Source organism: Thermococcus litoralis DSM 5473 (assembly GCF_000246985.2).
Classification (GTDB): domain Archaea; phylum Methanobacteriota_B; class Thermococci; order Thermococcales; family Thermococcaceae; genus Thermococcus_A; species Thermococcus_A litoralis.
This window is the reverse complement of sequence record NC_022084.1, coordinates 1,839,752-1,860,726: the sequence shown is the minus strand read 5'-3', so window position 1 is coordinate 1,860,726 and position 20,975 is coordinate 1,839,752. Positions and strand designations below refer to the sequence as shown.

The following is a 20,975-nucleotide window of genomic DNA, read 5'->3' as shown; positions in this document are numbered from 1 at the left end:
GTGTAATTGGAGAAAAGGGTTAAAGGGTTATCGCTTTATTATTGGGTGGTGGAAACAATGAGAGTAGACCTCAACTCTGACCTTGGTGAAAGCTTTGGGAGGTATAAGCTGGGTCTTGATGAAGAGGTTATGAAGTACATAACATCGGCAAACGTTGCATGCGGCTGGCATGCTGGCGATCCAATGGTAATGAGAAGAACTGTAACACTTGCCAAAGAGCTGAACGTCGCTGTTGGGGCACATCCGGGTTATCCAGACTTAATGGGTTTTGGAAGGAGGTACATGGACATAACGAGGGAGGAGGCAAGGAACTACATTCTCTACCAGGTCGGGGCATTATATGCGTTCGTGAAGGCCGAAGGGCTGGAGCTCCAGCACGTTAAGCCCCATGGAGCACTTTACAACGCTCTGGTTAAAGACGAAGAGCTTGCAAGGGGAATCCTAGAGGGAATTGCAGATTTCGACAAGAAGCTTATTTTCGTTGGGCTCTCAATGTCAAAGCCATTGGAGATTGCAGAAGAGATGGGGCTAAAAGTAGCCCACGAAGTGTTCGCCGATAGGGCATACAATCCAGATGGAACCCTCGTCTCAAGAAGAAAGCCGGGAGCAGTTATTCATGATAAAGAGCTTATAGCCGAGAGAGTAATCTCAATGGTCAAAGACGGGGGTGTTAAAGCTATTAACGGCGAATGGGTTGAGCTCAAAGCGGACACAATCTGCGTTCATGGAGACAATCCTCAAGCTGTTGAGATAACAGCATACATAAGAAAGCGCCTCGAAGAAGAGGGAGTGAAAGTCGTTCCTATGGGAAAGTTTGTTTAGGCTCCTGAAAAGTTTAATAATGAATCAACACAATAACATCTGCGGGGAAGGAATATGCCGAACATTGTTGATGCCATATATGAAAATGGAGTATTTAAGCCAGTGAAGAAGGTAAAAGCTCCAAAGAAAGTCAAGCTAGTCATAATAGATGAACTCGAAAAAGACATTGAAGAAGTATTTGGGATTATACGTGAGAAAATAGATCTCAAAAAGCTTAGAAAAGAGTGGGATCGAGATGTATCTAGTGGATACTGACATAATAATTGATATCCTTCGAGGAGTAGCTGGATCAAAGGAATTTTTACTAAAAATCTCGAAGGAAGGGATACACATTTCGACAATAACAATCGCAGAGATATTTTCAGGAAAAGAAACCAGAGACGTCGTTAAAAAAGAGAAGATACTGAGATTTCTATCCCACTTTAATGTAATTCCACTTGACGAAGAGATAGCAATCCTCGGGGGCGAGCTTCGAAGAGATTACCAAGTAGGTATTGCTGATGCATTAATAGCCGCCACTGCACTACGAAATGGACTAACAATTGTAACCTACAACACAAGGCATTTTGAAAAGATTTCTGGGCTGAATATTCTAAAACCTGACTATAGGTGATTTCTATGTTTCCAATTTTTAAACCGGCTGGCGATTCAGCCATAGCAATAATTTTTGGCGATGAAATCGATGAAGAGGTTAATAAAAAAGTCCATGCCGTTGCGGAAGCAATTGAGGAAGCAGCTCCAGAGTGGCTCATTGAAGTTGTGCCAACTTACACAAGCGTTTATATCTACTACGACCCCCTCAAAGTCTCATACTCTGAAGTTCTCGAAGCCGTAAAGCCCTTCCTTTCTGCGGAGTCCAGAGAGGAGAAAAAGAGAATCATCGAGATACCTGTTGCCTATGGAGGAGAGTTCGGCCCGGACATAGAGTTCGTTGCGGAGTACAATGGACTAACGGTTGAGGAAGTCATTGAGATACACTCAAAGCCCCTCTATAGAGTTTATATGCTTGGATTTCTACCAGGGTTTGCTTATCTTGGCGGGATGGACGAGAGGATTGCAACACCAAGGCTTGAGAAGCCGCGCTTAAAAGTTCCAGCCGGGAGTGTGGGCATAGCTGGGAAGCAAACGGGATGGTATGCCATAGAAAGCCCTGGAGGATGGCGCTTAATTGGAAGAACACCCTTGAAAACCTTTGATCCTTCTAAAAGCCCGCCAAGTATAGTAAAGGCTGGAGATTACGTTAAGTTTGTGCCTATAAGTGACGAAGAGTTCTGGGAGATTTATAAGCAAGAATGGGGCGAGAACAATGATAGAGCTTGTTAACGTTCCTTCGCTAATGACAATCCAAGACTTGGGAAGAACAGGCTATCAAAAGTTCGGAGTGCCGGTAAGTGGGGTTATGGATGAGGTCTCTGCCAGATTGGCAAACTATCTCGTAGGGAATGAGGATAATACACCTCTGCTTGAATTTGTCCTGAGGGGACCAACCATAAGGTTTCATTTTTCAGCGGTTTTCGCCATAGGAGGAGATGTTGATGCAAAACTAAACGGCATCCCTATTAACCCCTGGGAGAGCTACTGGGCAAAGAGGGGCGATGTGTTGGAGGTAGGAACTCTAAAAAGTGGCATGTACGGCTACATAGCCTTTGCCGGAGGGATAAAGTGTGAGCCAATTCTTGGCAGCTGCTCCACCTATATAAGGGCAAACTTTGGCAGGGCATTGAAAAGCGGGGATACTCTAAGCTTGGGCTACGCAATTTTAACCGAAAAGGAAGGCAAAAAGCTTCCGAAGGAGTTTGTGCCGAAATATTCGAACGAGAGTGAAGTTATGGTGATTTTAGGGCCACAAGAGGAGCACTTTACAGAGGAAGGCATTAAAACATTCCTGAGCTCAACTTATGAAGTAACAGCTGAGTCCGATAGGATGGGGTATCGCCTAGAAGGGCCGGCAATAGAGCACTCGGAAAAAGGTGCCGATATAATCACCGATGCCATTCCCCTCGGCTCTATTCAAGTCCCAAAAAGTGGCAAGCCGATAATAATGCTCGCTGATAGACAAACAACTGGAGGATATGCAAAGATTGGAGTTGTTGCTAGGATAGATGTTCCAAAAGTAGCTCAAACAAGGCCGGGAGGAAAGCTCAAATTTAGAGCCGTTAGCGTTGAAGAGGCTCAAAAGAATTTGAAAAGACGCGAGACAATCATGGAGGCCATAAAGATGTTCCTCCTCGGGAAGCTGAGGGCTTACAAATTGAAAGTGTTTGAAGAAGAGCTAATAGCCTTCACAAAAGTAGAAAAGAAGAGGTAGTCACTCTTTTTCCCGCATAACACGGGCAAGTTTGTATTTTTTCCCATCACATTCAAAATCCCCAAGAATTTCAAGAATTTTGACACTATCACCTTCAAAAAGCCCCTCGGGTCTAACAAGGTTTTGCTTCTCCGGATCACTGCAATCCACAAAGCTCAGCTTTATCTTTGATCCGACTATTGCAATTCTTGGCTCTATTGCTATTTCTATTGCCGGTTCCACTACTTCTACCACTCTTACTTTCCCCTCATGGAGGGGACAGGAGTGCTCTATGTTTCTGACCCTTACAACTTTGTACCTCCTTCCAGGTTCGAGGTTGCCTACACAGACCCTTGCCAATCTGCAGCTTTTACATGGATCTGCTGGGCCGTAATAGATGAACTCTGCCCCGGGTTTTGCAAGCTTTTCTCCAACCAGCGTGATTACCATTTTAACACCTCCTATGAAGGATAATCATATTACACCCGTTATTTTAGCCGCTTTCTCAGCCGCCTCCCTTGTGAGGCCATCTTTACCCAAAATCGTGTACCTCTCGGGCCTAATTGTGTGGGCTATTGTTAATGCCTCCACAATGTACTCTGGATCAATCCCCAACTCGTATGCATTAGTAGGTGCCCCAACCTTCTTTAAGGTTTCCCTAATCTTTTGCCACTTAAGGCCATGCAGATAAGCCATTATTATTGTTCCCACCCCACACTGCTCTCCATGAAGGGCAGGCTTTGGAGCTATTGCATCCAATGCATGGCTGAAAAGATGTTCCGCACCGCTTGCAGGTCTGGAGGAACCGGCTATACTCATTGCTACACCGCTTGAGATCAATCCCTTTATCACCTTTCTCACGCTTTCCTCGTTGCCCAATCGTATAATGTCAGCGTTCTTGATAACCATCTTTGCGCTCATAAGAGAAAGCGAAGCAGCGTATTCACTGAAATATTCTCCCTTAATTTTATGGGCCAGCTCCCAGTCCTTTACCGCTGTGAGGTTGCTTATCATATCACCAACTCCAGCTGCAAGGTACCTATAGGGAGCGGTTTTTATAACCTCAACATCTGCAATAATCGCTACAGGGGGTCGAGCCTTCACTGAGGTTTTGGTGCCGAGATCCTTTATTGAAGCGTTTGCGCTTGCAATGCCATCGTGAGAAGCAGTTGTAGGAAAGCTTATGAAGGGAATATCGGCCTTAAAAGAAGCCAGCTTTGCTACATCTATTATACTTCCTCCTCCAACACCGATAACCCAGTTTATGCCCTCATTCCGTATCACGTTGAGGGTCTTTTCAACTTCCTTCATTGAAGCTTCCTTCACTATCAGGCCCTCTACTTCAAAAAAATCCTTTAAATGCTTTTCCACATCTTTTCCGGCGATTTCCTTAGTTTTTGGACCGTAGAGAATTAGAGCCTTTTCACCCAATTTGAGCCGCTTGGCAACTTGGCTAACCTTATCCTTAAGGTTTTCACCAAGAAGAACCTCCCTTGGTAGCTCCATTAAATGCATGATCATCCCCCTTCTATTCTTCTCCCTCAGAGCTTAAAAAATAATTGGAGGAAAAAGTTTTAACTAATCCCGGAATATTCATTCAGGTGATTAAATGGGTATTGGAGAGATCTTTCAGAGATATTTCATAGACCCAATAAGGTATAATCAAGGCTACAACGTTGTGAACACCCTTACATATGCAATAATTCTTGGATTGGCGGCCCTTGGGGTTTACAAGGTTCTTAAAAAACTTGGCATAAAATATGACAACGCGTTCTTTAGGGCTTTAATCCCCTACATGATTCTGGGCGCCTTTGGGAGGGCTCTTACAGATGCGACGATAATACCTAGGACTTATCTCACAGTTACGCCGGGTATATATTTTCTCGTGTTTGCAATAACCTTCTCCGCTCTTTTAATAACCCACAAATTCTTTGAAGACTGGAGAAAAGTTTTCCTTTACTTTGGATGGACCCTCGTTGGTGGGGAAGTTCTGCTCCTGCTTTTTAATCTGGACAAAGTAAGCTTTAACTTCGAAGTTTTAAAGTACTTCATACCCTTTGCATCGCTTGCCCTGGCTGTGGTTTATCTCCTTTCCAAGAGGATAAGGCTCGTGAGAGAAAACTCCTACCTTTTCTATGCCCACTTCTACGATGCAACGACAACGTTTGTAGGGGTTGATTTTCTCGGCTACTGGGAGCAGCACGTGCTGCCGAGGTACCTCATGAGTCTAACCGGAACTGCCGCAGTTATGTACCTTTTGAAGTTTTCCGTTTTAATAGTCGCCCTCTACCTGATGGAAGAGCTTCAGGAGAGCGAAAGCGAGAAGGAGCTTATGGATTTTATAAAGATGGTAATGTTTATCCTCGGCTTTGCCCCTGGAACGAGAAATCTTTTGAGAATGCTTATGGGGGTTTAGATATGTATGAATGGAATGAAATAGCCCTAAATCTCGCAAAGGATATTGAAAGAGAAGTAATGCCTCTCTTTGGAACAAAGAAGGCTGGAGAATTCATCGGGTTTAGCCCGAGCGGGGACAAAACTAAACTCGTAGATAAAGTTGCAGAAGACGTTGTTCTGGAGTATCTCAGACCCCTTGGCGTAAACGTAGTAAGTGAGGAGATTGGGAACATAGAGGCTGGAAGTGAATACACTATTGTTGTCGACCCCATCGATGGTTCTTTCAACTTTATCCAAGGCATCCCTATCTTTGGATTCAGCTTTGCAGTTTTCAAAAATGAAAAACCCGTCTATGCTATGATTTACGAGTTCATCACAAAGAACGTTTATGAAGGAATTCCCGGTGAGGGAGCCTATCTAAACGGGGAGAGAATACGAGTTAGGCATTTAAATGAAAAGTCCATCTCAATAAGCTTCTACACAAGAGGTAGGGGAGCGAGGCTTGTTGAAAAAGTTAAGAGAACGAGGGTTTTAGGTGCTATAGCAGTTGAGCTTGCTTATCTCGCTAGAGGTTCTCTAGACGGTGTAATAGACATAAGGAACTATGTAAGGCCGACAGACATAGCAGCAGGTTACATAATCGCAAAAGAAGCTGGAGCTATTATAACCGACGATAGCGGAGAGGAAATAAAGTTTAGATTAGATGCAAGGGAAAAGCTCAACATAATAGCGGTAAATGATAAGAGACTCCTTAAGCTCATACTTGAAGTTATTTAATAAACGGCGAAAGATTTAAAAACAAAGTACAAAGAGGTATATGCGGAAGTGCCGGGGTGGCTCAGCCTGGTCAGAGCGCCCGGCTCATAGGGCTGCTCCCCTTCGGGGGAGCCTGGGAAACCGGGAGGTCGCGGGTTCAAAGCCCGCCCCCGGCACCATTAAAATTTTTCTTGGTGTTCTTATGCTGCTCACAAACCATGCCAAGGAGAGAATAATCAAACGCCTTTCAAAAAGCAGAAGATATGAAAAAATTTACTCGACTCTTTTGGATTTCATTAAAGGAGCAGAAAAAATTGAGGTTAATGATAAGATCGTTATATTCACGGATAAAAGAAAGTCTCTCGTGTGCTCCAAACTGGAATGGAGAAAACTCCCTACTGAAGAAATTTTTGAGAAAGTCAAAGACATTGAAGAAACCTACGAGTGCGTATTTTGGGGAGACAAAAAGATTGCAAAGAAAACAACTCCAAGGAAATTTTTAAAGGAAATTCCCGATGGCACCTTTTACTTCTACATAAACAGGGAGAAGAGAGTTATCTATGTGGGAGAAGAAGAACCTTTGCTAGCCATAACACTCAGGCCTGCAAAAAGGAAAGAGAGGGATTATGTGGGAATTACGAATATCTCCCCAAAGGGTTCCTCTTGAATAAGCTCGACTTTTCCCATGTTTGCTAAAAACAGCAAGTAAAGGAATGTTCTTGCTATTATCTTAGGAGTTGGGTCAAATATCAGCTCCCAGAAGGATATTTTCTCCTTTGTTTCTTCGTAGAGCTCTTTGACTATTGCATAAAGCCTGTTCACGTGCTTCTCTATGTCCACTCTGAAGTCATCAACAACGAATATCTCTTCTTCAATCTCAACTTTCTTTTTCTTCCTGGGTTTTTTCTTTTCTGCCTCTTCCAGTGCATCCATGAGGGCTTCAATGAGATCGTCAAGCGTATAATAGCGCTCCACTCTTCTCAAAGGAGGTACATAAGGTTCCACTTCAACCCTTATCCTTTCTTCTTCCTTCTCTTCTTCCTCTTCCTCATTACCGTAAAGCAGAGCTTCAGTTTTCATCCTAAGGAGGATGGAAGCAGCTAGAATAGCTCTGGCAGATATCCTTAAGTCGAGATCCTGCATCTCCCTAATCCTCTCGATGTACTTCTCTGTGAGATCAACTATGTCTATGTTCCAAGGGTCTACCTTACCCATTGTGACGAGCTGGAGGAGGATGTCAATGGGGGTTATCTCTTCCTCTCTTTTGTGTTCCATTTTCTTTCACCTAGATTGCGGCGTTTGCATTCTTCGCCCTTGCCTTCTCTAAGTATTCCATCGCTTTCTCCAAGCTTAGGCTTACAACCCTTGAAATTCCGTTGCGCATTGATACCCCTATTATCTTGTCCGCATTAGCCATCATGACGTCTCTGAGGGTTATTACTATGAACTGGCTGTCTTTAGAGGCTTCTTTTATTAGATCAGCGACCCTCTTTACGTTTGCATCGTCAAGATGGGCATCGATTTCGTCAAAGAGATAGAACGGGGCTGGCTTAAAGTGCTGAATTGCAAAGACAAAAGCCAATGCTGTCAATGCCTTTTCTCCACCGCTCATTGCCTCTATTCTCTTTACTTCCTTTCCAGCTGGCTTTGCCTCTATGTCCAGTCCACCGCTGAAGGGATCCTCGGGATTTTCGAGTATTAACCTAGCCTCTCCGCCGGGGGAAAGCTTTGCAAACAGCTCTGAAAAGTTCTTTGCAATGGCATTCAGCGTTCTCATGAAGACGTTCTTTTTCTGCGCCTCTATTTCATTTATGAACTCGACGATGCTGTCTTTTTCCGCCTCAAGTCTTTCTCTCTTTGATCTGAGCTCAAGGTAACGCCTCTCTACAACTTCATAATCTTCAATTGCTTTCATGTTCACAGGCTCAAGCCTTCTAATTTCCTCTTCCATCTCATCTATTTCCTCTCTGAGCTTCTCCAAGTCGAGTGGGATTTCTTTAACAAGCTTAACGTCATGATGCTTAAGCTCTCTGTTCTTCTCCTGGAGCTGGGCTTCGTATTGAGCGATTCTTATCTTGAGTGAATTTGCCTCAATTCTGAGTTTTTGCAGGGTATCTCTGAGCTCCTCCTTCTTTTCTCTTAACTGCGAGATTTCCTCCCTAAGTTTTTCTCTTTCATCCCTAAGATGCTTAAGCTCCTCTTTCACTTCCTCCTCTGCCTCTTGTAGCCTCTTAAGCTCTTCTTGCAGTTTGGCAATGTCTTCTTCGTTTTTGCTTATGCTGGCCTTGAAGGCGTTTATTCTGTTTATAAGCCCTTCAATCTCTTCCTCCAGATCAGCTTTTCTTGGAATTAGCTCTTCGTTAATCCTAATATCGAGGTTTTCAAGCTTTGATTCAACTTTGCTGAGCTCCTCTCTAAGGGCACTGAGCTCGTGCTCTACTTCCCTTATCTTCTGGTTAAGTTCTCTTGCCTCTGGGTTGTCGAGTGCTTTTCTCAGCTTTTCCCTCTTCTTCTCAAGTCTCTCTATTCTTCCGCTGAGCTTCGCGAGCTCACCTTTTGTCTGATGAATCAATCCTTCAAGCTCTTTTATTCTCCTTTCACCTTCTTCGATTTCCTCTTTTAGGGCATTATCTTCATTGAGCAGTCTATCCATTTCCTTTTGGAGAACCTGGAGATCTTTTGAAAGGTCGCTCTTTTTCATTCTCAGCTCAAATAACTCTCTTTCCAATCCCTTCTGCTCAATTTTGAGAGCATTTATCTGGGACTCCAGAGAGTCTTTCTCTCTTTCCAGAGCCTCCAAACGTTTCTTTATTTCATCGGTATTTATCCCAAGCTTCGCCTTTGGTCTGTAATAACCTCCGACAATTGCGCCACTTCTCTCTAAGAGCTCCCCCTCAAGGGTAACCATTCTAACCTTTCCAATTCCAACCTCTCTGGCTTCATTCATATCGGTGACTATCAAAGTATCCCCAACGGCAAATGAAACAGCGTTTCTGAATTTCGGATTGTATTCAATAACGTCCATAACGGAGGTGCCCTTTGAAGTCTCAGTAAGTTTGCGCGGCTTTATTTTATTTAATGGAAGAAACGTGAGTCTTCCAAGCTTGTTTTTCTTGAGGAAAGTTATTGCTTTCTCTGCAACTTTATCATCCTCAACAACCACGTTGTCAGCATGAGAACCGAGGGCGACTTCAACAGCAGTGAGGTAGCTCTCATCCTTGACCTTTATAAGCTCCGCCAGAGAGCCGTAAATTCCGGGGATGTTCACTTTCTTCAATGCCTCAAGTGTCCTATTGCCGCTGATTTCTCTTTGCGCCTCGGCTTTTATAAGTTCTTCATTTACTTTTTTAATCTCGGGAAGGATTTTCTCCAGCTTTTGCTGCTTTTCTTCGAGCTCCTTCTCAAGTCTTCTCAGCCTGCTGGTGATTTTTTCCATCTTACCCTCTACTTCTGACAGCTCGGCTTTTTTCTTTTCGATTTCCTTTCTGGTTTCCTCAATCTTACTCTTAAGTGCCAATCTTTTTGCAGAGTATTGAGCATTTTTGGTCTTGATTCTCTCTATCTCATCGTTCATCTTTTCGATTTCACTTTCTTTGAGGTAGTACTCCTTTTTTGAGTCTTCAAGTTCTTTTTCAACTTTGTCGAATTCCTCCTTAGCTATTGAGAAGTTTTTGTCTATTTCTGCCAGCTTTAGAACCAGTTCATTCCTTTCTTTCTCTTTTTCCTTTATGTCTTTGAGAAGCTTTTCTTTCCTCTTTTTCCATCTTTCTATTGCAGATTTGCTCTTTTCAATTTCCTCAGAAACTGCCTTAAGCTCTTCCTTCGTTTTCACGAGCCTTCTTTGACTTTCTTCAATTTCTCTATTCGCTATCTCAATGTTTCTCTTTGCCAGCTCTATTTTGGAATTAACTTCACTTATCTTCCTCGTTACTTCAAGAATGCCATCTTCACTTTTCTCTTCGAGCTCTCTTTCAATCTGGTTAAGGGTTCTTTCCTTTTCGATTATTTCCTTTGCAATCTCTTCCAGCTTTTTGCTGATCTCATTTATTTCTTCTTCGATTTCCTTGTCTCTTTTCTGGCTTTCTGCAATTAAATTCTCAAGTCTTTTCACTTCTCCCACAAGCAAAGTTGTCCTGGCTATCTCCAGCTTTTCTTTTAGGTCTAAGTACCTTAAAGCATCGTTCCTTTCTTTTTCGAGCTTGTCGAGCTGTGTTTTCACTTCCCTAATTAGAAGATCAACCCTAGCTAAGTTCTCTTCTGCTTGCCTTAGTTCTTCCAGAGCTTTCTTTTTCTTCTCATCGTATTCCGCTACTCCCGAAATCTCGTCTATTATCATTCTCCTCTCAGTTGGGCTCATTTTAATGAACTTGGTTATGTCACCTTGGAGAACTAGGTTGTAGCCATCGGGAGATATCATTGCAGCGCTCAACAAATCGAGGATATCACTTCTGCTGGTTCTCTTTCCGTTAAGCCAGTAAACACTTCTCCCGTCTGGATAGACGCGCCGCTTTATGACTACTTCGTCCTCATCTATTGGAAATCCTCTATCTTCGTTGTTGAAATATATCGCAACCTCGGCATATTTGGCCGGCTGTTCTTCCCTCGTACCGGCAAATATTAGGTCACTTATCCTTGTTGCACGCATTGCCTTCGCCGATAAACCTCCGAGAACAAAGAGAATAGCATCACCGATATTGCTTTTGCCGCTTCCATTGGCACCAACTATCGCTGTGAACCCACGAGAAAAAGGAACTACAACCTTTCTGTTTCCATATGATTTGAAACCTTTCATCTCTAGTCTCTCTACATAGGGCATATTTAACACCTAAGCCGAGTTAAGGTAAAACGTAGTTATATACCTTTCTCCGCCTTAGGAGAGCATGCCTTCAAGCTCAAGAATCTTTTTTTGTCGCAAATAGACCACAGGAATGCCGTTTTTGCGGAGCTTTCTCTTTAATGCTTTGTCATTGGTGCATACTATCACATTTGGGGTTTTTAGTGCAAACTCAAGTATCTGCTGGTCTATAGGTTTTTCTCCAAATCTGCCTATCTCCACAATATTGAACTTTTCAGCCAGTCTTTTGGCCATTCTAACAGCTATGAGATCTTTTCCTTTGACCTTGCGTTCTATTACACTGAGTTCGTCAAGAACAACGTTCGGAATGAGGATCTCAAACTTCACATCGAGGATTCTATGAAGCTCGCCCACTATATCAACTCCAAACTGACCGGGGATTAAAAGAAAATTCGTGTCTGGAATAACAATCCACTTCCTCATAAAATCACCAAAAAAGGGAAAGAATCACTCCCTTATGAAGCCATAGCCGATAAGTCTCCACCTTGAGCCTACCTGTCTGCTAATTGCAACTCTTTCTCCAGGCTCTGCACATATCGGGATTTGGAGCTTGAGTTCAATCTCGTCTTTGCTTAATCCAGTTACGAGACCCATTGTTCTTGCTGTCCCTACGTTGAGGAGGAGTATTTCCTTCCTCTTTATCGGCTCTACTTTAAGTTCTTCTTCTGTCCCAACTACCCTTTCAAGGAGGTGCACTTCTAACCTAAGATCCTGCCAAACCGGTGGAAGCTTTCCTGGCTTTCCGACAACATTACCTGCCATTAAATCTCCCTTAGTCAAGAAGGGATCAAGCTTAGTGCCAACTCCCACCAATCCACCGGGGTATGCCTCCTCTACAAATCTTCCGCCCGCTTGGAGGGAGACTATCTCAGTGGTTATGGGCTCATATTTTATCCTTCCATGCTCCTCATAGGGAACCCCGGGTCTTATTTCGATCTCATCTCCAACTTTGAGCTTTCCTTGAATAATTGAACCCCCAATAACCCCACCAACAAGCTTTTCGGGAGGAGTTCCAGGTTTATTGACGTCAAAACTTCTCAAAACGAGCATTCTTGGAGGTTTGTTTGGATCCCTTTTGGGTGTTGGAATGAAGTCCTCTATAGCCTTTATCAGCACGTCTATGTTTGCTCCGTGAAGGGCGGAGATTGGAATTATGGGAGCATTTTCCGCTACAGTGCCCTTGATGAACTCCTTGATCTGTCTGTAGTTTTCCATGGCTTGTTCCTTCGTTACGAGCTCAATCTTGTTTTGGGCGATTATTATGTTCTTGTTTCCTACTATCTGCAATGCCATTAAGTGCTCTCTCGTTTGAGGTCTTGGGCACGGCTCATTTGCGGCAATAACCAAAACTGCACCATCCATCAAAGAAGCCCCAGCCAGCATTGTGGTCATCAAAGCCTCGTGGCCCGGAGCGTCTATAAAAGAAACTCTCCTCTCGAACTCAGTTTCAGCACCACAGTATGGACATTTTGGAGAAGTAGAATACCTTCCACAGCTTGGACACTTTCTTATTTCAGCATCGGCAAAACCTATCTTAATTGTGATACCCCTTCTAAGCTCCTCGCTATGTGTGTCAGTCCAAATTCCGGTTAGAGCTTTTGTTAGTGTTGTCTTACCGTGATCAACGTGACCGACCATACCGATATTAACCTCAGCCTGCTTAAACTTCTTCTTTGCCATTTTTCCTCGCCTCCAAAATTAAGGGTTTATTCTCCCTTATTAACCTTACCACAAGGACTTTTAAATTAATCGATGACAATTAAAGATTAAAGAATGGAGAAGGAAGGTTCATGGATAGACAATTTTAACGTTTATTTGAGCAATTTCGGGGCTTATTGTGTTGCCCCTAACGGTTTTCTTCCTCCTTTCTCCCCTCTCTTGAGGCCTAAATCCAGGACCTCTTGAAAGGAGAATTCTAACCCTTCTTGGCCCATGAACGTCAGGCCTCATTGGGAAGCCATCTTTGTCAGTTCCACCGGTTATTTTAAGCTTAACATCTGCTGGAATTTCACTTCCAAAGATTTCACTCAAATTAAGCCCTAACTCCTTAGCCTCTATTTCGTCTCCTATTCTAAGTCCAATCAACTTATCTGCCTCAGCTCCAGTAATTTCGACCTGCTTTGCGATACCACTCTTTGGATCGGATATTACAAGCTTAAATGTTGCCATTTCCTCCCACCTCCACTTTCATTAGCGGGATTCATTGGGTAAACCCCTTGTCCACCATGGGCTAAGCGGCTTCATTTAAAAAGGTTTCTTCAACAAGGGCGTGTTTATAGTAACCTTTATTAGGGTTTTTGCTGAATTCTTTCAGGTGGTTGTCGTGATCCCCAGATGGGATCACAGACTCAAAGACCCTGAAAGCGTGGCATTCATAATCCTCGACGTTTTAGCAGACTTCGAATCAGAAGGAAAGCTGAAGAACCTACCAAAATCCAAAAAATTTCCAGTAAAAACAATACTGGCAATACTCCTCTTTAAACAATACTACAACCTACCCCTCAGAGACGCCCAGCACTACGGCAGAAAATTCTTCGGAGCAAACATTCACTACTCAACCCTCCACAACTGGGAGAAAAAGCTGAACCTCGAAGAACTGACAAACCACCTCCTGAAAAAACTCCAGAAATTACCCTACGCCAGCACTCAAGCAGACTCAACCATTATCACAAATAAAAAAAGGACAGGATAGAAGTTCAGGCAATAACGAGAATCCTGCCGGGTTTACTGTATCCGGTTGCTGTGAAGATCACGACTTCTGAGAACGAGCTGATTGAACTCCTGCCGGAGGGTTCTGGGAATTTTTATGCTGATGGGGCTTATGATTCAAAGAAAGTTCTGAACACTGTGGTGGAAAAGGGTTATCGGCCGATTGTTAAGAAAACTAAGAACCCTCCAGGTGGTTTTGGTAGTAAGAAGAGAGATAGAGTGTTTTCTGAAGAAGAGTACAGGTATAGGAATCCTCATGAGGGGTTCTGGGGTGCGTTTACAACTTGGTTTGGCAGTAGAATCCCCTGTTTTCTGAAAAAGACTACTGTAACCCGAATTTTGCTTGGGGTAATGTGTTATGGTCTGAAAATCCTCCTCAGAGTCAAATACTGTTTAAATAACAGGGGGTGAAACTAAACACGCCCTTTGAGACCACAAGGTTTTTAAAACCGAATTGGTGTATAGAGAAATGAAACTCCAAGCGCGGGGGTTGCCGAGCCTGGTCAAAGGCGGTGGACTCAAGATCCACTCCCGTAGGGGTTCCGGGGTTCAAATCCCCGCCCCCGCACCAAAATTCCTTTTTAGTTTGTTTGAAGTCCTTGTCACACTTACAAATATCATGCAAAATGTTTTAATTCATTTGTGAGTTTTGAAAAGTTTTTTAATAGATCTGTCATTTTTGTTAGTACTTTATTTATAATCTACACTTGAGCTCAATTTGCTTTGATATTTATCAAATATTTGATTGGCACTAAATATTTTACAAAAATTGTGACAAAATTTAAAAGTAAATAAAAATATCCTCGACGTTATGACGAACAAGTATGCAAAAAGGGTTAAATACTTAGTAATAACAACAATATGACGAAAATCTATTGGAGGGTTTAAATATGTTGCAAAGAATCTCTTTTGGGAAAAATTTGGCGTTTGGATTGATTGCTTTGGTGACCCTGTCTTTAGTGGCAGGGTGTATTGGAGGAGAAACTCAAGCCACAGGAGCCCAAACTAGTGCTCCAGCAGAAACGTATGAGCTCAAAATGGCTACGTTCTATTTAGCAGGTGATCCAGGGTTTGAAATAGCTCAACATTTCGCCGATGAAGTCGAAAAAATGTCCAATGGCAGAATAAAGATTGAAGTTTATCAGGCTGGAGAACTTGGTTTCCCAGTGACTGAGATTGTGGACTCAACTGCTAACGGTGTAGTTGACATAGCAATCTTTTACAGCAGCTATTTAGCTTCTCAAGACCCAGTATTGGCTCTTGCGGGAGGTAAACCCGGACCTATCTCAAACCCATATGAACTCTTCTATCAAGTAAAGGCCGTTGAAGACCTTGTTCAAAAGAGCTTTGAAAAGTTCGGTGTAGTATATATCGGCCCCATGATCTATGGAGAACCGGAAATTCTAGTGTCAACTAAGCCCATAACCAAGCTAGATGATGTCAAAGGTATGATACTAAGATCTTCAGGTCTAGCTGCAGTATTTTACAACACTCTCGGTGCCCAAGCTATGATGATGGCATCTGGTGAGCTCTATCAAGCCCTTCAACTTGGAACTATAGACGGGCTTGAGTGGACAGACTATGCGGCAGATTACAAGATGGGCTTCCACGAAGTGGCTAAATATATTGTGGAGCCTACAAAAGGTGTAAACTTGCACAGTGAAGCTGCAGTACATGCATTCTTGATCGTAAACCCCGAGGTATGGAACAAACTTCCAGACGACCTTAAAGAAATTATTAAAGTGGCCAACATGGAGACATATCTCTGGGGCAGCTACTATGTTAATACATTGAACAGAGAATACAGACAAAAATGGATTGATGCAGGGGCAACCCTTGTTAAGCTACCACCTGAAGACAACCAGAAGATAATTGAAACTGCTGTACAACTCCACATAGAGTATGCTAAGAAGAGTCCAGAAGCCCAAGAATACGTTAAGAGACTTGTTAAGGTTTGGAGAGACTTAGGATACGAAGAGTGGGCCAATGCATTGGAAGCTGCATTAGGATAAAGCTCAAAAGAGGTGGCTGACCGTGGATCCAATAAGTAGGCTTAATTCCAAACTTTCTTTTTTTATTATGTATTCCACCTTACTGATAACATTTGTAGTGGTTTACGAAGTAGCTACAAGATACTTTCTTAACATGGCAGACTCTCGTGCAATATTCGTCTCAGTATGGCTCTATGGAATCCTTTTCACATTAGGTGGGGCATATACTCTGCATGAAGGCGGTCATGTCTCAGTGGACATAGTTTACAGAAAAGTGCCAGAAAGGGTTAGGAAAGTGCTTGATATCATAGATATTGGAGTAGTTATGGTAAGCGGAATAATATTGATTTTGGTTGGAGCTCCTATCGCATGGAGATCTTTCATGATCAGAGAAGTAGATTCTAGTTTGGGAATAGTTTTTGCGCCTCCCATATGGTGGTTTAAGTGGGTCGCAGTAATATCGGTAGTTCTCATAACGCTCCAGACCATCCCAATGTTGCTAGAAAAGATTAAACAATGGGAGGTGAATCAACATGGCTAGTACCCTTATGCCGTTTGTAATGTTCCTGTTCCTATTTGGGCTTATATTGTTGAATATCCCCGTAGCTTTTGCGTTGTTCTTCACGTCGATAGTGTTTGGACTGATCTTCTGGGGATGGAATGGTTTATATGTTACGTTTCAAGGAATATGGAGCCTGATGAATAATTGGGCTCTTGTGGCGTTGCCCTTGTTTGTGTTCATGTCTGCAGTTCTTGAAAAAAGTGGGATTGCGGATGAATTGTTTACTACGTTCTATAAGCTTTTGGGTAGAATAAGAGGTTCTTTAGCGGTAATAGCAATTATTCTGGGTTATACAATTGGAGCAATGTCAGGAGTCATAGCAGCAGCAATAGCCAGCTTGGCACTTATTATATACCCTCTCATGGTTAGACACGGATACGACAAAAAACTTGCCATAGGTTCAATATTGGCAGCAGGTACATTACCACAAGTTGTTCCGCCGAGCTTTAACATGATCGTTTATGGTTCTGTTGCAGGAGTGTCTGTAGGAAAGCTCTTTGCCGGAGGACTTGGAGTTGGGACGGTAATGGCTATCATATTCAGTATTTACGTACTAGTGTGGAGCCACTTAAACAAGGACAAAGTACCAGTGTTTGAAGCTGGGGAGATTACACTTAAGGAAAAAATAGCTTCGCTTAAGTATCTCATTGGGCCGCTTGCTATAATATTTGGAGTTTTAGGTTCAATATTTACAGGAATAGCAACACCAACAGAGGCTTCTGGTGTTGGAGCATTCCTAAGTTTGGTGTACGTCTTCTTAAGGGGGCAAGTTAACCAAGAAGGTCATAGACGAAGCCTTGATTGTCACTTTAAAAGTCACCTCAATGGCATGCTGGATAATGGCAGGTGGTTCGGCATTTAGTTCAGTTTTCAGTGGAATAGGTGGGAAAAAGTTAGTGGTCGACCTGCTCCTCTCTCTCCCAGCGGCAAAGATCACTGTGCTAGTATTCTCACTGGCCCTAATCTTCTTCCTTGGAATGTTCGTGGATCCAGTTTCCATCATCATGATCATGACTCCAATATTAACTCCAGCAGTAACTGGGCTAGGATACGATCCCTTATGGTGGGGTGTAGCATTTACCTCAATGCTCCTAGTGTCATATCTAACTCCTCCAGTGGGGCTTGGACTCTACTACTTTAAAGGAGCCATTGAAGAAGTCTCAATGGATGAAATTTACCGGGCAGTGATACCATTTATCGTGTTGCAAGTGATAGCAATAATCGTCATAATTCTAAAGCCAGGAATAGTTCTTTGGTTTATAAACATTTTATTTAGGACCTAAGTTTAATATTTTTCATTTTTTGTTTCTGATTTTGGACACTATGTTTTTGTTTTTCCACTATAATAAAGGCTTAAAAAACAAACCCTCCTAGTTCTTGTGGTGAGAGCGATGATAATCTACGAACCGATAATGCTCGCGATGCCCCTTGCCGAAAAAATTAAAGATCAAATATTACAAGAAAAGGAAATCCCGGATGGAGAGAGTCTTCGAAAAATATTGGTCTCTCTTGGTCTCGAAGAGGTGTGTTTGGGAAGGGGACTTGCCCTATTCCGCTCTAAATACGTTCTCGCCCTTTTGATCCCATCTGCAAAGTACATAACCGTGGATGTATTCTCTTCCTCCGGAGATTTAAGCGATGCCCTGCAGCTCATGATGTATTACGACAAAACACTCAATGCTTACATAGTTGATATAATACCGGCTAATGACCTCGAATTTGAAGGAAACATTGGTTTAGAGCCTGTTATAATAGACGCAGAGACCTTTGAACTAAAGAGCATTCCTGTTTTGGGATATTTTGAAAAGGAAAATGGGGATATCTTCCTTGTAATAAGTGAGAAAACCTATGATGCATGGAAAGAAAGCGGTAAACTTGAAGTGTGCCCTGTATGTGGAGCTGATGGACTTGTGTGGCAGAAAGATGTTGCCTACTGTAGCTCCTGCGGCTTTGGGGTAAAGGTGGTGAAAAAATGAGCAGAATTGTTAAGGAGATGCTTGTTAGGTACTCCAAACTAGCTCACGAAAGAGGGCTAACCGCGGCATTTGGAGGCAATTTAAGTGTTCTTTTTAACGGAAAAGTCTTCATAAAGGCAACTGGGTCTGTTATGGATGAACTTACGCAAGAGCAAATAGCCGTGATTGACCTTGATGGGAACGTTCTAAGCTTAGTAAAGCCTTCTTCAGAATGGAAGCTTCATGTTGAAAGCTACAAGCGGAGAGGGGATATAAGAGCTATAGTCCATCTCCATCCCCCTTATTCGATAGTTGCATCTACGTTGCTTAGTGAAGAACTCCCCATAATAACACCCGAGGCTGAGATATATCTAAAAAAGATTCCCATAGCTGAGTTCAAACCAGCTGGGAGCTGGGAATTGGCTAAAGAGACTGCAAAGTATCTAGAACATTATGATGCAGTTATTTTGCAGAATCATGGAATAGTAACCGTCGGAAAAAGCTTAAGGGAAGCTTATTACAAAGCGGAATTGGTAGAAGAAAGTGCAAAGCTATGGTATCTAAAAGAAAAAGGCAAGCAAATCATTTAATCTGCTCCAAAGCGCCCAATACTTCCCAGATTATAGTTCTCGTGTGCATTGGCATGTTTGGATCCTCGCTAATCTCCTCAAGAATAGCGATAGCATCCGCGGCTCTCACGGTTGGATCTTTGCTGGCATCCATTAGGGCTTCAATTGCTTGTTCAGCAGCCCTCCTAATATTCCTCGGGACGATCGTATCCTGAACAACCTGCTCTTTCAGAACTTGGATAATCTGTTGGATCCTTTCCTCGCTCATTTCCATCACCTCCAATTTAAGTAAGAATTCGTAACTAAAATTTTCCCACCATATATTGCACATTGGTTATTAAAACCTTTTCGGTTCTTTTAGTACTCTACACCCTTTCTGGCAACCACTCCCTTAGTATAGGGATGTTTTATTTCCCTCATTTCCGTTATATAGTCTGCTAATTCATAAAGCTCTACCGGACAATATCTGCCTGTTAGGACAAGTTCAGTATTTGGAGCTTTTTCTTTTATGAGCTCTTTAACCTCTTCGATTTTTATCATCTTAAATCCCAAAGCTACACATATTTCGTCTAGAATTACGAGATCCCATTTGCCACTTTTAACAACTTCCTTAGCTCTTTCTAATGCTTTTTTTGCAGCTTCAATCTCTTCTGGCTCAGGTTTTCCGTGAACGAACTTTGGTAAACCATAGGATTCAACAACAACCCCGCATTCTTGGGCTTTTCTCTGTTCGCCATAGACATTAACTGATTTCAAAAATTGTATCATAATAACCCTTCCTCCGTTTCCAAGCATTCTTAATGCTAAGCCAAAGGCAGCTGTGGTTTTTCCTTTTCCGTTTCCTGTGTATATGTGTACCAACCCGAGTTTCTCTTTCCAGTCAACCATTTTAGTCACCAAAGAAACTTGGTGTTGGAGTATTTATCCATTGCGGAAGAGCTTTTATTTTTCGGGCGTATTCTTATTGGTGGTCTGTATGAAAGCTCCTGAACTTGGCATCAAAATTGGAGTTTCTGAACATGGAAAGAAAAACTCAATAAGTGATGTTAAAGGCGTCAAAGTTGGTCACGTCACGCTAATCCAAGGCGAAGGAAAACTTATCCCGGGTAAAGGGCCTGTAAGAACGGGAGTGACAGCGATAATCCCCCATAATGGGAATATCTATAAGGAAAAGCTTCTGGCAAATGTTTTCGTTATGAACGGTTACGCCAAACCAGTTGGCTTAGTTCAAGTGCAAGAACTGGGAACCCTTGAGACGCCGATAATACTAACTAACACTCTAAGCATCGGCACTGCTGCTGATGCCCTTATAGATTACATGCTTGAGCAAAATGAGGACATAGGAGTGAGTACAGGTTCAGTTAATCCAGTGGTCATGGAATGTAACGACTCCTACCTAAATGACATCAGAGGTAAGCACGTCAAAAGAGAGCACATATTTGAAGCAATTGAAAACGCAAAAGAAGACTTTGAAGAAGGTGCCGTTGGCGCTGGAACTGGGATGAGTGCCTTCGAGTTTAAGGGAGGTATTGGCTCTTCTTCTAGGGTTGTGCATATTGAGGGGAGAAAATACACCGTTGGAGCTTTGGTTTTGAGTAATTTTGGTAAAAGAGAGGATTTAACGATAGCTGGAGTCCCCGTAGGGCTGGAGCTGAAAGACTGGCCCGGAAAAGGGGGAGAAGGGAAAGGAAGCATAATAATTGTTGTTGCAACCGATGCTCCCCTAACTTCGAGACAACTCTATAGGATTGCCAAGAGGGGCACCTTAGGGTTGGCAAGAACTGGGGGTTATGCATACAATGGAAGCGGAGATATAGTTTTTGCCTTTTCGACTGCCCAAAGGGTAAAACACTACCAAAAAGATCCACTAAGCATAAAAGCACTCCCTGATAGCATCCTGTCACCCCTCTTTAAAGCTACAGCTGAGGCCATTGAAGAGGCGATAATTAACTCCCTTCTCCAGGCAAAGACCATGAGCGGAAGAGACAATCACATCCGCTACGCTCTTCCCAAAGAAGAGCTCATAAAAATAATGGAAAAGTATGGAAGGTTAGAAAAAAGCTGAGGTGGAA

At 42.8% G+C, this 20,975-nt stretch carries 26 protein-coding genes and 2 tRNA genes; 19 read left to right on the top strand and 9 right to left on the bottom strand.

From position 1 onward, the window contains the following. Positions 1-57: 57 nt before the first annotated feature. The 5 genes from OCC_RS10195 to OCC_RS10175 are packed head-to-tail and all read left to right on the top strand — an operon-like array spanning position 58 to position 3,130. Positions 58-822: a LamB/YcsF family protein gene (locus tag OCC_RS10195; protein WP_004069263.1), complete on the top strand. Its 765-nt coding sequence runs from the start codon at positions 58-60 to the stop codon at positions 820-822. 54 nt (positions 823-876) lie between these two features. After that, positions 877-1,077: an antitoxin AF2212-like protein gene (locus OCC_RS10190; protein ID WP_004069265.1), complete on the top strand. Its 201-nt coding sequence runs from the start codon at positions 877-879 to the stop codon at positions 1,075-1,077. Further along, entirely contained in the window at positions 1,058-1,435 is a 378-nt protein-coding gene (locus OCC_RS10185; RefSeq protein ID WP_004069267.1) for a type II toxin-antitoxin system VapC family toxin, read from the top strand. The genes OCC_RS10190 and OCC_RS10185 overlap by 20 nt, the downstream gene beginning before the upstream one ends. A gap of 5 nt (positions 1,436-1,440) precedes the next feature. Then, positions 1,441-2,145, top strand: a complete 705-nt coding sequence (gene pxpB / locus OCC_RS10180; protein WP_004069269.1) for a 5-oxoprolinase subunit PxpB — start codon at positions 1,441-1,443, stop codon at positions 2,143-2,145. Beyond that, complete coding sequence (locus OCC_RS10175; protein ID WP_004069271.1) at positions 2,129-3,130, top strand: 5-oxoprolinase subunit C family protein; 1,002 nt, start codon at positions 2,129-2,131, stop codon at positions 3,128-3,130. Before pxpB ends, OCC_RS10175 begins: the two co-directional genes overlap by 17 nt. Here OCC_RS10175 and OCC_RS10170 read toward each other — a convergent pair whose 3' ends face one another. Next, positions 3,131-3,559 (bottom strand): UPF0179 family protein, encoded by a 429-nt coding sequence (locus OCC_RS10170; RefSeq protein ID WP_004069274.1) that lies wholly within the window; start codon positions 3,557-3,559, stop codon positions 3,131-3,133. It abuts the gene before it with no gap. 24 nt (positions 3,560-3,583) lie between these two features. Then, positions 3,584-4,624, bottom strand: a complete 1,041-nt coding sequence (locus OCC_RS10165) for an NAD(P)-dependent glycerol-1-phosphate dehydrogenase (protein WP_004069275.1) — start codon at positions 4,622-4,624, stop codon at positions 3,584-3,586. Positions 4,625-4,718: 94 nt separating this feature from the next. Between OCC_RS10165 and OCC_RS10160 the strand changes: the two genes are divergently transcribed. The 4 genes from OCC_RS10160 (at position 4,719) to OCC_RS10145 (ending at position 6,929) form a co-directional block, all read left to right on the top strand. Beyond that, positions 4,719-5,525 carry a DUF63 family protein gene (locus tag OCC_RS10160; RefSeq protein WP_004069276.1) on the top strand — a complete coding sequence of 269 codons (807 nt, stop codon included), beginning with the start codon at positions 4,719-4,721 and terminating at the stop codon, positions 5,523-5,525. Positions 5,526-5,527: 2 nt separating this feature from the next. Beyond that, entirely contained in the window at positions 5,528-6,283 is a 756-nt protein-coding gene (locus tag OCC_RS10155) for a bifunctional fructose-bisphosphatase/inositol-phosphate phosphatase (protein WP_004069281.1), read from the top strand. 50 nt (positions 6,284-6,333) lie between these two features. Next, positions 6,334-6,441 (top strand) — tRNA-Met (locus OCC_RS10150). Between the two features lie 23 nt (positions 6,442-6,464). Continuing rightward, the gene (locus OCC_RS10145; RefSeq protein ID WP_004069282.1) at positions 6,465-6,929 is read left to right on the top strand and encodes a hypothetical protein; all 465 of its coding nucleotides are present in this window, start codon (positions 6,465-6,467) and stop codon (positions 6,927-6,929) included. Here OCC_RS10145 and OCC_RS10140 read toward each other — a convergent pair. The 5 genes from OCC_RS10140 to OCC_RS10120 all read right to left on the bottom strand — a co-directional run bounded on the left by OCC_RS10140 (position 6,887) and on the right by OCC_RS10120 (position 13,286). Beyond that, the gene (locus OCC_RS10140) at positions 6,887-7,537 is read right to left on the bottom strand and encodes a segregation and condensation protein A (RefSeq protein ID WP_004069283.1); all 651 of its coding nucleotides are present in this window, start codon (positions 7,535-7,537) and stop codon (positions 6,887-6,889) included. The genes OCC_RS10145 and OCC_RS10140 overlap by 43 nt on opposite strands. Before the next feature lie 10 nt (positions 7,538-7,547). Further along, on the bottom strand, positions 7,548-11,078 hold the full coding sequence (smc, locus tag OCC_RS10135) for a chromosome segregation protein SMC (RefSeq protein ID WP_004069285.1): 3,531 nt from the start codon (positions 11,076-11,078) through the stop codon (positions 7,548-7,550). A gap of 54 nt (positions 11,079-11,132) precedes the next feature. Further along, positions 11,133-11,540 carry a PIN domain-containing protein gene (locus tag OCC_RS10130; protein ID WP_004069287.1) on the bottom strand — a complete coding sequence of 136 codons (408 nt, stop codon included), beginning with the start codon at positions 11,538-11,540 and terminating at the stop codon, positions 11,133-11,135. Positions 11,541-11,564: 24 nt separating this feature from the next. Continuing rightward, positions 11,565-12,797, bottom strand: coding sequence for a translation initiation factor IF-2 subunit gamma (locus OCC_RS10125; protein ID WP_004069289.1), 1,233 nt, complete (start codon positions 12,795-12,797; stop codon positions 11,565-11,567). 108 nt (positions 12,798-12,905) lie between these two features. Further along, positions 12,906-13,286, bottom strand: coding sequence for a 30S ribosomal protein S6e (locus tag OCC_RS10120; protein ID WP_004069291.1), 381 nt, complete (start codon positions 13,284-13,286; stop codon positions 12,906-12,908). A 145-nt stretch (positions 13,287-13,431) separates the two neighbouring features. Here OCC_RS10120 and OCC_RS10115 point away from each other — a divergent pair, with 145 nt between their 5' ends. From OCC_RS10115 to OCC_RS10080, 9 genes are all read left to right on the top strand, one after another. Further along, complete coding sequence (locus tag OCC_RS10115) at positions 13,432-13,809, top strand: hypothetical protein (protein ID WP_148290407.1); 378 nt, start codon at positions 13,432-13,434, stop codon at positions 13,807-13,809. Positions 13,810-13,859: 50 nt separating this feature from the next. After that, entirely contained in the window at positions 13,860-14,237 is a 378-nt protein-coding gene (locus OCC_RS10110; RefSeq protein ID WP_020953804.1) for a hypothetical protein, read from the top strand. A 72-nt stretch (positions 14,238-14,309) separates the two neighbouring features. Next, a tRNA-Leu gene (locus OCC_RS10105) sits at positions 14,310-14,397 on the top strand. Positions 14,398-14,716: 319 nt separating this feature from the next. Continuing rightward, positions 14,717-15,838: a TRAP transporter substrate-binding protein gene (locus OCC_RS10100; protein WP_004067132.1), complete on the top strand. Its 1,122-nt coding sequence runs from the start codon at positions 14,717-14,719 to the stop codon at positions 15,836-15,838. Between the two features lie 22 nt (positions 15,839-15,860). After that, positions 15,861-16,358: a TRAP transporter small permease subunit gene (locus OCC_RS10095; protein WP_004067130.1), complete on the top strand. Its 498-nt coding sequence runs from the start codon at positions 15,861-15,863 to the stop codon at positions 16,356-16,358. After that, positions 16,351-17,241, top strand: coding sequence for a TRAP transporter large permease subunit (locus OCC_RS12725; RefSeq protein ID WP_020953803.1), 891 nt, complete (start codon positions 16,351-16,353; stop codon positions 17,239-17,241). Before OCC_RS10095 ends, OCC_RS12725 begins: the two co-directional genes overlap by 8 nt. Then, a complete protein-coding gene (locus tag OCC_RS12720; protein ID WP_238565058.1) occupies positions 17,204-17,662 on the top strand; it encodes a TRAP transporter large permease subunit in 459 nt (152 codons plus the stop codon). The genes OCC_RS12725 and OCC_RS12720 overlap by 38 nt, the downstream gene beginning before the upstream one ends. A 108-nt stretch (positions 17,663-17,770) precedes the next feature. Next, positions 17,771-18,355 carry a hypothetical protein gene (locus OCC_RS10085; protein ID WP_004067128.1) on the top strand — a complete coding sequence of 195 codons (585 nt, stop codon included), beginning with the start codon at positions 17,771-17,773 and terminating at the stop codon, positions 18,353-18,355. Next, positions 18,352-18,924, top strand: a complete 573-nt coding sequence (locus OCC_RS10080) for an aldolase (RefSeq protein ID WP_004067126.1) — start codon at positions 18,352-18,354, stop codon at positions 18,922-18,924. Before OCC_RS10085 ends, OCC_RS10080 begins: the two co-directional genes overlap by 4 nt. Here the strand turns inward: OCC_RS10080 and OCC_RS10075 are convergent. After that, the gene (locus OCC_RS10075) at positions 18,917-19,171 is read right to left on the bottom strand and encodes a UPF0147 family protein (protein ID WP_004067124.1); all 255 of its coding nucleotides are present in this window, start codon (positions 19,169-19,171) and stop codon (positions 18,917-18,919) included. The two genes, OCC_RS10080 and OCC_RS10075, sit on opposite strands and share 8 nt — an antisense overlap. An 89-nt stretch (positions 19,172-19,260) precedes the next feature. Continuing rightward, positions 19,261-19,791: a cob(I)yrinic acid a,c-diamide adenosyltransferase gene (gene cobO / locus OCC_RS10070; RefSeq protein ID WP_004067122.1), complete on the bottom strand. Its 531-nt coding sequence runs from the start codon at positions 19,789-19,791 to the stop codon at positions 19,261-19,263. 88 nt (positions 19,792-19,879) lie between these two features. On the opposite strand from cobO, the gene OCC_RS10065 reads away from it, so the two are divergent. Continuing rightward, complete coding sequence (locus OCC_RS10065) at positions 19,880-20,968, top strand: DmpA family aminopeptidase (protein WP_004067121.1); 1,089 nt, start codon at positions 19,880-19,882, stop codon at positions 20,966-20,968. Positions 20,969-20,975 lie beyond the last annotated feature (7 nt).

What these genes read in the sequence shown, in the direction of transcription:
- OCC_RS10195 (WP_004069263.1), top strand. Translation starts at nt 58, where the DNA reads ATGAGAGTAGACCTCAACTCTGACCTTGGTGAAAGCTTTGGGAGGTAT.
- OCC_RS10190 (WP_004069265.1), top strand. Translation starts at nt 877, where the DNA reads ATGCCGAACATTGTTGATGCCATATATGAAAATGGAGTATTTAAGCCA.
- OCC_RS10185 (WP_004069267.1), top strand. Translation starts at nt 1,058, where the DNA reads ATGTATCTAGTGGATACTGACATAATAATTGATATCCTTCGAGGAGTA.
- pxpB (WP_004069269.1), top strand. Translation starts at nt 1,441, where the DNA reads ATGTTTCCAATTTTTAAACCGGCTGGCGATTCAGCCATAGCAATAATT.
- OCC_RS10175 (WP_004069271.1), top strand. Translation starts at nt 2,129, where the DNA reads ATGATAGAGCTTGTTAACGTTCCTTCGCTAATGACAATCCAAGACTTG.
- OCC_RS10170 (WP_004069274.1), bottom strand. Translation starts at nt 3,559, where the DNA reads ATGGTAATCACGCTGGTTGGAGAAAAGCTTGCAAAACCCGGGGCAGAG.
- OCC_RS10165 (WP_004069275.1), bottom strand. Translation starts at nt 4,624, where the DNA reads ATGCATTTAATGGAGCTACCAAGGGAGGTTCTTCTTGGTGAAAACCTT.
- OCC_RS10160 (WP_004069276.1), top strand. Translation starts at nt 4,719, where the DNA reads ATGGGTATTGGAGAGATCTTTCAGAGATATTTCATAGACCCAATAAGG.
- OCC_RS10155 (WP_004069281.1), top strand. Translation starts at nt 5,528, where the DNA reads ATGTATGAATGGAATGAAATAGCCCTAAATCTCGCAAAGGATATTGAA.
- OCC_RS10145 (WP_004069282.1), top strand. Translation starts at nt 6,465, where the DNA reads ATGCTGCTCACAAACCATGCCAAGGAGAGAATAATCAAACGCCTTTCA.
- OCC_RS10140 (WP_004069283.1), bottom strand. Translation starts at nt 7,537, where the DNA reads ATGGAACACAAAAGAGAGGAAGAGATAACCCCCATTGACATCCTCCTC.
- smc (WP_004069285.1), bottom strand. Translation starts at nt 11,078, where the DNA reads ATGCCCTATGTAGAGAGACTAGAGATGAAAGGTTTCAAATCATATGGA.
- OCC_RS10130 (WP_004069287.1), bottom strand. Translation starts at nt 11,540, where the DNA reads ATGAGGAAGTGGATTGTTATTCCAGACACGAATTTTCTTTTAATCCCC.
- OCC_RS10125 (WP_004069289.1), bottom strand. Translation starts at nt 12,797, where the DNA reads ATGGCAAAGAAGAAGTTTAAGCAGGCTGAGGTTAATATCGGTATGGTC.
- OCC_RS10120 (WP_004069291.1), bottom strand. Translation starts at nt 13,286, where the DNA reads ATGGCAACATTTAAGCTTGTAATATCCGATCCAAAGAGTGGTATCGCA.
- OCC_RS10100 (WP_004067132.1), top strand. Translation starts at nt 14,717, where the DNA reads ATGTTGCAAAGAATCTCTTTTGGGAAAAATTTGGCGTTTGGATTGATT.
- OCC_RS12725 (WP_020953803.1), top strand. Translation starts at nt 16,351, where the DNA reads ATGGCTAGTACCCTTATGCCGTTTGTAATGTTCCTGTTCCTATTTGGG.
- OCC_RS12720 (WP_238565058.1), top strand. Translation starts at nt 17,204, where the DNA reads ATGGCATGCTGGATAATGGCAGGTGGTTCGGCATTTAGTTCAGTTTTC.
- OCC_RS10085 (WP_004067128.1), top strand. Translation starts at nt 17,771, where the DNA reads ATGATAATCTACGAACCGATAATGCTCGCGATGCCCCTTGCCGAAAAA.
- OCC_RS10080 (WP_004067126.1), top strand. Translation starts at nt 18,352, where the DNA reads ATGAGCAGAATTGTTAAGGAGATGCTTGTTAGGTACTCCAAACTAGCT.
- OCC_RS10075 (WP_004067124.1), bottom strand. Translation starts at nt 19,171, where the DNA reads ATGAGCGAGGAAAGGATCCAACAGATTATCCAAGTTCTGAAAGAGCAG.
- cobO (WP_004067122.1), bottom strand. Translation starts at nt 19,791, where the DNA reads ATGGTTGACTGGAAAGAGAAACTCGGGTTGGTACACATATACACAGGA.
- OCC_RS10065 (WP_004067121.1), top strand. Translation starts at nt 19,880, where the DNA reads ATGAAAGCTCCTGAACTTGGCATCAAAATTGGAGTTTCTGAACATGGA.